At 67.5% G+C, this 11,798-nt stretch carries 11 protein-coding genes and 1 riboswitch; of the genes, 9 read left to right on the forward strand and 2 right to left on the reverse strand.

Annotation, left to right across the window (positions count from 1 at the left end):
* The first annotated feature begins 62 nt into the window (after positions 1-62).
* Together AB0B89_RS13030 and AB0B89_RS13035 are read left to right on the forward strand one after the other, a co-directional pair.
* Entirely contained in the window at positions 63-188 is a 126-nt protein-coding gene (locus AB0B89_RS13030) for a hypothetical protein (protein WP_358551766.1), read from the forward strand.
* A 466-nt stretch (positions 189-654) separates the two neighbouring features.
* Positions 655-846, forward strand: coding sequence for a LuxR C-terminal-related transcriptional regulator (locus tag AB0B89_RS13035; protein WP_307784623.1), 192 nt, complete (start codon positions 655-657; stop codon positions 844-846).
* Between the two features lie 167 nt (positions 847-1,013).
* On the opposite strand, the gene AB0B89_RS13040 is transcribed toward AB0B89_RS13035, so the two are convergent.
* Positions 1,014-2,093 (reverse strand): NlpC/P60 family protein, encoded by a 1,080-nt coding sequence (locus tag AB0B89_RS13040; RefSeq protein ID WP_358551788.1) that lies wholly within the window; start codon positions 2,091-2,093, stop codon positions 1,014-1,016.
* A 5-nt stretch (positions 2,094-2,098) separates the two neighbouring features.
* A riboswitch (cyclic di-AMP (ydaO/yuaA leader) is annotated at positions 2,099-2,303 on the reverse strand.
* Positions 2,304-2,672: 369 nt separating this feature from the next.
* On the opposite strand from AB0B89_RS13040, the gene AB0B89_RS13045 reads away from it, so the two are divergent.
* The 7 genes from AB0B89_RS13045 (at position 2,673) to AB0B89_RS13075 (ending at position 10,654) form a co-directional block, all read left to right on the forward strand.
* Positions 2,673-3,218, forward strand: a complete 546-nt coding sequence (locus tag AB0B89_RS13045; RefSeq protein ID WP_358551768.1) for an amino-acid N-acetyltransferase — start codon at positions 2,673-2,675, stop codon at positions 3,216-3,218.
* A 116-nt stretch (positions 3,219-3,334) separates the two neighbouring features.
* Positions 3,335-4,579 (forward strand): RDD family protein, encoded by a 1,245-nt coding sequence (locus AB0B89_RS13050; RefSeq protein WP_358551770.1) that lies wholly within the window; start codon positions 3,335-3,337, stop codon positions 4,577-4,579.
* Between the two features lie 335 nt (positions 4,580-4,914).
* The gene (locus tag AB0B89_RS13055) at positions 4,915-5,553 is read left to right on the forward strand and encodes an RDD family protein (RefSeq protein ID WP_358551772.1); all 639 of its coding nucleotides are present in this window, start codon (positions 4,915-4,917) and stop codon (positions 5,551-5,553) included.
* A 290-nt stretch (positions 5,554-5,843) separates the two neighbouring features.
* A complete protein-coding gene (locus AB0B89_RS13060) occupies positions 5,844-5,993 on the forward strand; it encodes a hypothetical protein (protein ID WP_358551774.1) in 150 nt (49 codons plus the stop codon).
* 119 nt (positions 5,994-6,112) lie between these two features.
* Positions 6,113-6,445 carry an Lsr2 family protein gene (locus AB0B89_RS13065; protein WP_358551776.1) on the forward strand — a complete coding sequence of 111 codons (333 nt, stop codon included), beginning with the start codon at positions 6,113-6,115 and terminating at the stop codon, positions 6,443-6,445.
* 312 nt (positions 6,446-6,757) lie between these two features.
* Positions 6,758-9,307: an ATP-dependent Clp protease ATP-binding subunit gene (locus AB0B89_RS13070; protein WP_358551778.1), complete on the forward strand. Its 2,550-nt coding sequence runs from the start codon at positions 6,758-6,760 to the stop codon at positions 9,305-9,307.
* A 402-nt stretch (positions 9,308-9,709) separates the two neighbouring features.
* Positions 9,710-10,654: a TIM barrel protein gene (locus tag AB0B89_RS13075; protein ID WP_358551780.1), complete on the forward strand. Its 945-nt coding sequence runs from the start codon at positions 9,710-9,712 to the stop codon at positions 10,652-10,654.
* Between the two features lie 15 nt (positions 10,655-10,669).
* On the opposite strand, the gene AB0B89_RS13080 is transcribed toward AB0B89_RS13075, so the two are convergent.
* Entirely contained in the window at positions 10,670-11,536 is an 867-nt protein-coding gene (locus AB0B89_RS13080; protein ID WP_358551782.1) for an A/G-specific adenine glycosylase, read from the reverse strand.
* Positions 11,537-11,798: the final 262 nt, after the last annotated feature.

The raw sequence follows: 11,798 nt of genomic DNA on the forward strand, positions 1-11,798 counted from the left end.
GTCCGCCTTCAGGACACCGGCGCCAGGCGCCCCCCGAACATCACCGCCCGCGAGCCGCTCATGTGAGGTACGAGCTGACGGCACTGAGCGTGTCGCTCCTGCCGGGCATGATTGTGATCAAGCGGCGGGCGGAGATCCATATCGAGGACGTGGAGGCGGGCCGCGCCGATTACGACGCCAGGGCGTGATCGATAGCGACAAATCAGGGCACGGTGGCATGTCGCGCAGCCGGGGTGCGGCCAGTCGGAAAAAGTCTGAAACAACCCATCATTTCATGAGCGGAAATGAGCGCTGATCATATATCCGTGCCCGAGGATGATCCCGAGGCCGGGCCGGGAACCCGCCATCCACCAGGACCGCGGTCGCGTCTCGCCGGGCCGTGACGGGTGCTCACGCTGATCTCGGTCGGTGTCCGGCCAACCTATAGGTTCGCAGACATGTCATGAGTAGTTCACATATGGACTGGTATGTCAATCACGAACGGAACGCGTATCGAGGTCGGCGCTTGACGACCTTTCAAGATGGCGTTTACCGTTCCTGACGGGCGGGCCGAAGCATTCAGTATGTTGCCGAGTTCGTCGTGGGGGAGGACACCCGATGGCGTATCCGGATCTGGTTTCCCGGGGGAATGACATTCCCCCGGGATCAGACGGTGTGGGATTGAGCGACGATGATCTTCTTCTGCTCGCCGAGTTGGCCAAGGGCGTGACGGTCGACAGAGTGGGTCGCCGGCTGGACGTGAGCGGCCGCACGGTGCGGCGGCGCCTCCGGGGCATCTGCGATCGCATCGGCGTCGCCACCGCCATCGAGGCGGTGGCCTGGGCGGCGCGACGCAGGCTCATCTGACCGAGGGCGGCCGGCTGAGGACGGCGCGTCGTGGGCTGATCCAGCCGAGCGTGCGCGCCGTGTGGCGAGGGAAGCACGCGGGCAGGCATGAACCACCGCCTGCCCGCCGTGTCGCCTCGACGGCTGCCCCAGGCCCGTACGGGCACCTGTGACATCTTGGGGCACTGTCAGTCGGCGATGCGCACGCCGCCGGCGAACGGCCGGTTGCCCAGCGGGGCCACCCGCACCACGTCACCCGTGTGAGGCGCGTGCACCATCATGCCGCCGCCGATGTAGATGCCCACGTGGTGCAGGTCGCTATAGAAGAAGACCAGGTCGCCGGCGCGAAGATCCTCCCGCTTCACGTGGGTGCCGGCGGTCCACTGGTCGCCGGTGTAGTGGGGCAGGCTGATGCCGACCTTCTGGTAGGCCCACATGACCAGGCCGGAGCAGTCGAAGGTGGTCGGGCCCGCGGCGCCCCAGACGTACGGCCTGAGTTGCTGCGTCAGCGCCCATTTGGTGGCCTCCGCGGCCTTGCCCTGTCCCGGGATCGGGATGTCGACCTTCGTCGCCCTGCCGAACGACTGGCCCACCTGGGAGAGCGCCCGCCTGAACAGGCTGGTCTCGGTCTTGGTGACCAGGGCGCGGATCTTGTCGCGCTGGACCGAAAGGTCGGTGACGAGCTGCTTGACCTCTACCTCGCGGGCCTTGGCGCTCGCCTTGGCGCGCTCGGCCATGTCCATGGCCTTGGTGATCTGCGAGACCTCCTCGCCCTGCTGCAACTGGAGGGCGTAGGTCGTGGCCGCCCGGTCGAGGTAGCCCGCGGGGTCGCCGGACATGGCGAGCGCGAGCGAGGAGTCGATGCCGCCGGTCATGTAGGCGTCCTGCGCGTACAGCCCGGCCTTGCGGCGCTTCTCCTCCAGATCGGTCTGGCTCTTGGCCAGCGTCTTCTTGGCGAGGTCGGCCGAGCGCCGCGCCTGCTCGAGACGCTCCTTCTGGCCGTTGTACTGCTCGGTGAGCGACTCGATCTCGTTGTAGAGGTGCTCGACCTGGGTCTTCAGCTGGTTCAGGCTGGGCTTGGGATCGGCGGTGGCGTTCATCAGGGGCGACCCGAAGGTCACGGCCGTCAGGGTGACGGTGACGAGCGCGATACGGCGCGGGAGGCGTCGGGGCGCTCCCAGGACCGTGCCGAGCCAGGAACGCGGGCTCCGTTCTCGGGAGCGGGCATGCCTGCCCGCGCTTTTTCCAGGCGTGCGCCTAGGCTGCACCAACAAGCTCCTCTCCTTTGCCGCCTACCGGGTTAGCTGACGGGTTCGGGCCGGAGTAGCCCTACCGAGCGCGTGATCATGGAGGAACGCGATGCCTCCCGCTCGGATTCACCCCAGGGGTGGTGGTCCGCCGGGTCGCCCCGTCTCTCACCATTGGGTCCCCGGTTCCCCGCCACGTTGGATGTGGCCGGGATTAGGCGGTTTCAGCCACCGCTAGGCGATGACCGACATTGACGCTGGACACTAGTGCAGTCGAGGTTCCTGCTCAACCAGAACTGCGAATTCTGTTGAGGTTTCACAACCGACGCATCACGAGAAGATCACGCCCGCTGCGACGATGGGCCCACGTTACCCTGGCTTTACGAGTCTTTGGGGGTCGGTTGGCGCAGAAAGTCGCAGGTCTGCCTCCGCGTCGACTATGAAATGTCAACAAGACCGGCGATTTCGACGCACGGCGCTCGACCGATTACCCAGCGCGACGGAGGCTAGGATCGAAGGGGTTTGGGTCCAGCCGTTATGGCGCGCGAACCCCTGCCACTGGGGGAGTCCCGCCTCAGGGGCCGGATACGCTGACCGGTCATGGAGCAGGTCGTGGAGCCCGGACGCGCCGGCAGCACGCTCGTCGTCAGGCGAGCACGCACTCCCGATGTCCGGACGATCAGGCGACTGGTCGACACCTATTCCGGCGACGGCCCGCGCCTGCTGCGCAAGTCGACCGTCACCCTCTACGAGGACGTCCAGGAGTTCTGGGTCGCCGAGAGCGGCGGGGAGGTGGTGGGCTGCGGGGCGCTGCACGTGCTCTGGGAGGACCTCGCGGAGATCCGCACCGTCGCCGTCGACGAGAGCCGCCGCGGCCTCGGCATCGGGCACATGATCGTGGCCGCGCTGCTGGACACCGCGCGGGAGCTCGGGTTGCGGCGGGTCTTCTGCCTCACGTTCGAGGTCGGCTTCTTCGCCAGACACGGGTTCGAGGAGGTCCAGGGCACTCCGGTGTCTCCGGAGGTGTACGCCGAGTTGCTGGACTCCTACGATGAGGGCGTGGCCGAGTTCCTCGATCTGGAACACGTCAAGCCGAACACTCTCGGTAACACACGCATGCTTCTCCATTTGATCCCGCGATCTTGACCGGTGGGATGACGCGATGGAAAGGTGACTGTTGATGCCACTGTCGCTACGTTGGGCAACACCACAGCATGTGTGTCTGACATATGCCGCATGCGAAGCCGAAGTGAGGTGACACGGTGAGCACCGGACAGCCGCCGTACCCACGGGACGAACCGGAGGACGATCAGTCGTTCTCCGGATCTCCGCAATATGGGCAGCAGCACAACGCCGACCCGGAGGTGACGGTCATTCACCGTCCCCAGCCGACATCAGAGAACAGCTACCCCCAGCAGTCCTACGGGCAGCAGCAGCCGTACGGCCAGCAGGGTGCCTACGGGCAGCAGGGCGGCACCGGAGCGTACGGGCAGGGCCATCCCCAGCAGTCCCAGTCGCCGGGCCAGCAGGGTCAGCAGGCGTACGGTCAGCACGACTCGCAGCCGGTCGCCGGCCAGCCCTACGGGCAGCAGGGCTACGGCCAGCAGCAGTATGGCCAGCAGAGCCAGCAGGGTTACGGCCAGCAGCCTCAGCAGGGCCAGGGTTACGGCCAGCAGCAGGCCTACGGTCAGCAGGGCTACGGCCAGCAGCCGCAGTACGGCCAGCAGGGCCAGCAGGGCTACGGCCAGCAGCCCGGCCAGGACCAGCAGGCGTACGGCCAGCAGGCCCAACAGGGGCAGCAGCAGTACGGCCAGCAGCAGGGCTATGGCGATCAGCAGTACGGCCAGCCGCAGTACGGGCAGCAGCAGGCCGGCTACGGCCAGCAGCCGCAGTACGGCCAGCAGGGATACTCCCCGCAGGGCTACGGCCAGCCGGGCTACCCGCAGGGCGGCTACCAGCAGCCCTACGCCCCGGCGGGCGCGCAGCCTCCGGGCGCGCCGGCGCCTCTGGCCGAGTGGTGGCAGCGCCTGGTCGCCCGCCTCATCGACGGGGTGATCCTCATGATCCCGTACGTGATCATCAGCATGGTGCTGAACGCGATCATCGTGATCCAGGTCAGCTACAACGCCACCACGGGGGTGATCACCCCGCCGAGCGGAGCCTTCCTCGCGTCGCTGCTGATCTCGCTGCTCGTCGGAGCCATCTGGATCGCCTACGAGGTCGTGATGCTCAAGCAGCGCGGGCAGACCGTCGGCAAGATCCTCATGGGGATCAAGGTCGTCCCTGTGGGCGGCACGCTGGACGCCGGCGGTCTGACGACCGACGTGGCGATCAAGCGCGCGGCCGTGCTCTGGGGGCCGTCGCAGATTCTCCAGTGGATTCCTGTGGTGAACTGGATCGGCTCGATCTTCTGCCTGGTGAACGTTCTGTGGCAGTTCTGGGACAAGCCGCTCCAGCAGTGCCTTCATGACAAGGCCGTGAACACGATCGTCGTCAAGGTCAAATAAGGCCGGCGAGAGGGCCGGGGGATGTCATCCCCCGGCCCTTTTCTGTCCGCGCCCACCCGTGGGCACCTGCTCCTGGCGTCGTGTTCTGTCCAAGATGCCCCTCGCGTACCGTTCCGCGAGACCCCCGGCCGGATCCGTGAGACCCTCAGGCGACCCGTTGGTGAAATCCCGGGCAACCGCACCCTGAACTCCAGGGCGGCGCTCATGGGAGGACGCGCACGGCAGGCTCCGGGGCCCCGGCGACGAAGTCGGCGAACCGGTAACGGACATACACGTACATGCGATAGGACCTTGCACGAACCGCAGCTTCTACGCTTGTCGCGAAAGGTGCTCTAATGACGGCAGAACCGCCCCCCGGCAATCCCTACCAGCCTCCCCCGCCGCCCGGTCAGCCGTACGGCAACCCCCAGGGCGGGGACTACGGCAACCCGTACGGCGCTCCGCCGCCGTACGGCGCCCCGCAAGGCGCCCCGCTTCCGCCGGGAGTGCCCGCCCCGCTCGCCGAGTGGTGGGAGCGCCTTGTGGCGCGGATCATCGACGGTGTGATCTTCGGCATCGTGTACGCGATCCTGACCGCCATCCTGACGTCGATCTTCAGGCCGTCGGTGGCGGACATCCTCGCGAATCCGACGGGCTCGTTGGTGCTCCCGGGCCTGCTGGCGGGGATCATCGCGTTCGGCGCCTATGCCGCCTACGACTATGTCCTGCATTCCAAGGACGGTCAGACCATCGGTAAGAAGGTCATGAAGATCCGCCTTGCCGCGCTCGGCGGTGGACCCCTGGATTCGTCGTTGGTGATGAAGCGTTCCGCTATCTACCCGGGCGTGATGGCTCTCTACGGCATTCCCGTCCTGGGATGGCTCGCGTCCCTCTTCATCCTCGTGCTGGGCGTGCTAATCCTCATCGACAAGCCGCTACAGCAGGGCCTGCACGACAAGCTCGCGGGCACGGTTGTCGTCAAGGCGCCGCGCTGAGATCAGCTTTATGGGCGGGGCGGTCGCGCTGCGGCCGTCCCGTCCGTGTTTTCAGGGGGATCACCTTTCCAGGGCCATCCGGTAAGACGGCTGGAGAGACGGAGAAAGCTCTGGAACGGTCCTTCGGCGGGTATGGGCCGTCGCCCCGCAACCCGCGCTGACCTCCTGTGGGGATAGAGTCGGATCCTGACTCCCTGATCAGGCAACCGTGGTACAGACTCAGGGAGTCTCGTGTGACAATTAACGTGGGGTCCCGGTGAATGCCACCCCCCCGCGTGGAGCGAGGATCAATGAACGATGTATTGTCCGCGTTGATACCACCTGCGGTAGTCGCCGCGGTGGTCATCATCGGCGTCGTGAAGCTGATGCGTTCCGAAGCGGAGGGCAGGCGGCAGGAGGCGGAAGCCTCGGGGAAGTCGTCTGAGGCTTCTTCCGACTGACCCGGCGGGTACGGCGACACGTTCCCCGTGAATCCACAGGTTCCTTGAATTGTCAGCCAGGGTTACCGGGTATATGTTTAGCTGGCGAATCGAACAATGCTCTGCGAAAGGATTGCCAGATGGCCACGCAGATCCAGAAGATACTCATCGACGACCTCGATGGTGGCGAGGCCAATGAGACTGTCACCTTCGCGATTGACGGCTCCGCTTACGAGATTGACCTGAGCGGCGACAACGCCAAGAAGCTGCGCGAGGCGCTGTCCTCTTTCGTCTCCGGAGCCCGCAGGGCCGAGGGCACCTCCACCCGCGGTCGTAAGCGCGGCGGCGGCCAGCGTCCGTCCCGGGAAAAGAGCTCGGAGATCCGCGCGTGGGCCAAGGCCCACGGGATCTCCGTGAGTGAGCGCGGTCGTATTGCCTCCTCCGTGGTGGAGCAGTACGAAGCGGCACACTGACGCGCCCTTTGTGATCACTCGGCTATGGCGGCGTTGGGTCATCAATCGCCGTCATAGCCGCATGATCGTGTTATCCGAGCGTGATCGCCCGGCGCGCGGCCGAGGGGTTCACGTAAATCGGCGGAGTTAAACGTCGTTCGCTTGCGGCGTAGCGGGAACATGTGACCCCCCAACAGTAGTTGGATGGAGCGTGAACGCCCTGCTCTCGGGGAACGTCTCCTGTATAGAGCGGTCACCGGTCGGGGCTAGCATGCGGATGCGGCGGGCCCGGATATCCCGAGCTGCCTGACCGCTCTGTGAGGGAGCGACGAGATGTTCGAAAGGTTCACTGACCGCGCACGGCGGGTTGTCGTCCTGGCCCAAGAAGAGGCCCGGATGCTCAACCACAACTACATCGGCACTGAGCACATTCTTCTTGGCTTGATCCATGAGGGCGAAGGCGTGGCCGCCAAGGCGCTTGAGAGCCTGGGCATCAGTCTTGAGGGTGTGCGCCAGCAGGTCGAGGAGATCATCGGCCAGGGGCAGTCGGCGCCGTCGGGGCACATTCCTTTCACCCCGCGCGCCAAGAAGGTCCTTGAGCTGTCGCTCCGCGAGGCCTTGCAGCTGGGTCACAACTACATCGGCACCGAGCACATCCTCCTCGGCCTGATCCGTGAGGGCGAGGGCGTCGCCGCTCAGGTGCTGGTGAAGCTTGGCGCCGACCTCAACCGCGTCCGGCAGCAGGTCATCCAGTTGCTCCACGGCTACCAGGGCAAGGAGCCCGCGGCCGCCGGCGGCCCGCAGGAGTCGGCTCCGTCGACCTCGCTTGTGCTGGACCAGTTTGGCCGCAACCTGACCCAGGCCGCCCGCGAGGGCAAGCTCGACCCGGTGATCGGGCGCGACAAGGAGATCGAGCGGGTCATGCAGGTCCTGTCCCGCAGGACCAAGAACAACCCCGTCCTGGTCGGCGAGCCCGGCGTCGGCAAGACCGCTGTGGTCGAGGGCCTGTCCCAGAAGATCGTCAAGGGCGAGGTGCCCGAGACGCTCAAGGACAAGCAGCTCTACACCCTCGACCTGGGCGCGCTGGTCGCCGGTTCCCGCTACCGCGGTGACTTCGAGGAGCGCCTCAAGAAGGTGCTCAAGGAGATCCGCACGCGCGGCGACATCATCCTGTTCATCGACGAGCTTCACACGCTGGTCGGTGCGGGTGCCGCCGAGGGCGCGATCGACGCCGCCAGCATCCTCAAGCCGATGCTGGCCCGGGGCGAGCTGCAGACCATCGGCGCGACCACGCTCGACGAGTACCGCAAGCACCTGGAGAAGGACGCCGCGCTGGAGCGCCGGTTCCAGCCGATCCAGGTGGCCGAGCCCTCGCTCAGCCACACGATCGAGATCCTCAAGGGCCTGCGCGACCGTTACGAGGCCCACCACCGCGTGACGATCACCGACGCCGCCCTCGTGGCGGCGGCGCAGCTGGCCGACCGCTACATCAGCGACCGGTTCCTGCCGGACAAGGCGATCGACCTCATCGACGAGGCCGGCTCGCGCATGCGCATCCGCCGCATGACCGCGCCGCCGGACCTCCGCGAGTTCGACGAGAAGATCGCGCAGGTGCGCCGCGACAAGGAGTCCGCGATCGACGCGCAGGACTTCGAGAAGGCGGCGGCCCTCCGTGACCAGGAGAAGCAGCTCCAGCTCAAGCGCGACAGGCGCGAGAAGGAGTGGAAGGCCGGCGACATGGATGTCGTCGCCGAGGTCACCGAGGAGCTCATCGCCGAGGTCCTCGCGACGGCCACCGGCATCCCGGTCTTCAAGCTGACCGAGGAGGAGTCGCAGCGCCTGCTCCGCATGGAGGACGAGCTGCACAAGCGCATCATCGGTCAGGACGACGCCATCAAGGGCCTGTCCCGGGCGATCCGCCGCACGCGCGCCGGTCTGAAGGACCCGCGCCGTCCGGGTGGTTCGTTCATCTTCGCCGGCCCGTCCGGCGTCGGTAAGACCGAGCTGTCCAAGGCGCTGGCCGAGTTCCTGTTCGGGGACGAGGACGCGCTGATCATGCTCGACATGTCCGAGTTCATGGAGAAGCACACCGTCTCCCGGCTGTTCGGCTCCCCTCCCGGCTACGTCGGGTACGAAGAGGGTGGCCAGCTCACCGAGAAGGTGCGGCGCAAGCCGTTCTCCGTGGTCCTGTTCGACGAGATCGAGAAGGCCCACCCGGACATCTTCAACTCGCTGCTGCAGATCCTGGAAGACGGTCGCCTGACCGACGCCCAGGGGCGGGTCGTCGACTTCAAGAACACCGTCATCATCATGACGACCAACCTCGGCACCCGTGACATCTCCAAGGGCATCGGGGTCGGGTTCGCGAAGAACAACGACGTCGAGGGCAACTACGACCGGATGAAGTCGAAGGTCCAGGAGGAGCTCAAGCAGCACTTCCGGCCCGAGTTCCTCAACCGTGTCGACGACACCGTGGTCTTCCACCAGCTCACGCCTGCCGAGATCATCAAGATCGTCGATCTGATGCTCGCCCAGGTGGACGCGCGTCTGAAGGACCGCGACATGAGCATGGAGCTCACGCCCGAGGCCAAGCAGCTGCTGGCCGACCGTGGGTACGACCCTGTGCTCGGGGCCCGCCCGCTCCGCCGCACGATCCAGCGCGAGCTGGAGGACTCTCTGTCGGAGAAGATCCTTTACGGCGACCTGCGGCCCGGTCAGATCGTCAAGATCGCGATCGAGGGCGAGGGCGACGAGGCCACGTTCACGTTCGTCGGTGAGCAGAGGGCTCAGCCGGAGATCCCGGACTCCGCGGCGGCCATCGTGGAGGACGCGAGCACCCGCGCCGGCGCCACCGCCGGACCGGCGGACCGCACGCGGCCGTAAGGGCCGCACGCGGCCGTAAGGACCGCGCCGGTCGGCCGGAAGAGGTTCGAAGGGACCCCTCGTGAGAGCACCTCACGAGGGGTCTTTCGCATTTCGTGAGATCACTTTGGTCCGATTCGCTATGTCACCACCGAAGGTAGTACTACACTCCGTAGAGCGAATCAGGCCAAGTCTCGACCAGGTGGCTCACAAGACCCACTGAGTACGGTGAACGTCGCCGAGATCGCCCCGTCGGTGTAGTGGGACATCCGCTGCCGGGAGGACGCGAGGCTCGGCGCCCACCGGCAGACTCGGGCGGGCCAGGCCGGATTCCCGGCAGGTAGGGGACCTCTGCCTCAGGTGACCAGGACAGGTCACGTGAGGTGATGAGATCCGAAGCGCAGTACGCCTGGGAGGTACCGAATGCGCCTGTGCCATGAGGACGGCACGCTCGTTCACCTGTCCTACAACGCGGGCGTGCACCCCGCGGAGGACCTGGAGAACCTGATCGCCCATCTGACCCGTTACGCCGTTCCCGTGCGGAAACGGCTTAGCGTCGACCGGCTCGGCATCGGCCTCTGGCTGGCTCCCGGCGTCGCCGACCACCTCACCGCCGACCGCATCGAGCTCGTACGGCTGCGCCGCTCCCTGGAGGAGCGCGGCCTGGAGGTCGTCAGCCTGAACGGGGCGGGCGGCAGGGGCATGGGGCAGGAGAGCCCCGGTCCTGACTGGGCCAAGCCCGAGCGCTACCGCTACACGATGGCCCTAGCGAAGATCCTCGCCTTCCTGCTGCCCGAGGATGTCCGCTTCGGGAGCATCTCGACGATCCCGATCGGCTGGCGGCGCGACTGGCCCGCCGACCTTCACGCGATCGCGTCCCGGCGGCTCGACCGGCTCTCGCGCGAGCTCCGCGGCCTCCACAGTGTCACCGGCAAGACCATCAGGGTGGGATTCCAGCCGTGGCCGGGATGCGTGCTGGAGACCACCGAGCAGGCTGTGGAGCGCGTGTGCGGCATCGACTCCGAATACCTCGGGGTCTGCCTGGACGCCTGCCACCTGACCTGCGGCGTCGAGGAGCCCGCCGCGGCCCTGCGCGGGGTGGCCGCGGCAGGGGCCACCGTGGTCAAGCTCGGCCACGTGCACAACCACACGGGCGAGGTCCCGGGAACCGAGTCGATCCTGGAGGACACCCTGGCCGCGATCCTGTCGGGCCCCATGATCGGCGGAGCCCACATCGAGGTGGAGGCCCACGGCCTGGCGTCTCCCGCGAAGGGCAAGGGCCCGGCCGCGCTCGTGGCCACGCTGGCCGACGAGCTCGACTGGACCCGCCGCAACCTCACCGCCCTCGGCCTCAAGCTCGCCGCCTGACCGTTTGGTAATAGCTCAGACGGGCAGCCGGTAGGTGCCCTCGGCCAGCGCTTCCGCGAGGCCGTCGGCGACGAGGCCGTCAAGAGCCCGCTCCCGCTGCACCGCATCGGCCCAGACGACGTCGAGCGCGGCCTTGGGCACCGCTCCGTGGGCCTCCCTGAGAACCGCCAGCAGCCGCCCCCGGCACTGCCGGTCAGTGCCCGCGTACGTCTGGCCGCGCCGCTCCGGGCCGTCGTAGGCCGGCCGGCCCGCCAGGCGCCAGGCGCAGAGGCCGGCCACGGGGCAGTCGGCGCAGCGGGGCGCGCGAGCCGTGCAGACCAGCGCCCCGAGCTCCATGACGGCGACCGCCCAGCGCGGGGCGTCCAGGGCGGGCAGCAGGGACTCGGCCAGTCTGCGCTCGGCCGTCGTGGTGGCCTTCGGGGGGTACTCCTCGCCGCGCACGGCCCGCGCGAGCACCCGCCGCACGTTGGTGTCCAGCACGGCATGGCTGCGGCCGAAGGCGAAGCTCGCCACGGCCGCCGCCGTGTAGTCGCCGATGCCGGGGAGCTCGCGCAACTCGTCGTAGGACGACGGCACCTGCCCGTCGTGCTCTGCCGTGACGGCTCGGGCGCACGCGTGCAGGTTGAGGGCGCGGCGGGGGTAGCCGAGGCGTCCCCAGTGGCGTACGGCCTCACCGGGTGGCTCGGCGGCCAGCGCGGCGGGCGTGGGCCAGCGCTCCATCCACTCGGTCCAGATCGGCAGGACGCGGACCACGGGTGTCTGCTGGAGCATGATCTCGCTGACCAGGATCGCCCAGGGGCTCGCATCGGGCCGTCGCCAGGGAAGATCTCGGGCCTTCTCGGCGTACCAGTCGAGGATGGGGGCATGCAGTCCGGTTCCCACGACGTCGAGCCTAGATGCTGCGCACCCTGGCTCACGCCTGTTCGCCTCACCCGCCCCCCGTCGCTCATAGGTGGGCAGGGATGGGGAGGGGAGTCCGCGTCGCGGTCCGGGAAGCCATGTGAGCCACCGTAGACAGCCGGTCGTGTGACGGGGGTCAAAGCCGGGTTAAGGGGCGTACGCGTTGGGGAGCCAGACCTCCCAGGACGAACTGCGCGCCCGTCTCATCAACGTGGCGGGAGACCTGCTCCTCACCGACGGTCCC

It is taken from the genome of Sphaerisporangium sp. NPDC049002 (genome assembly GCF_040649355.1).
Classification (GTDB): domain Bacteria; phylum Actinomycetota; class Actinomycetes; order Streptosporangiales; family Streptosporangiaceae; genus Sphaerisporangium.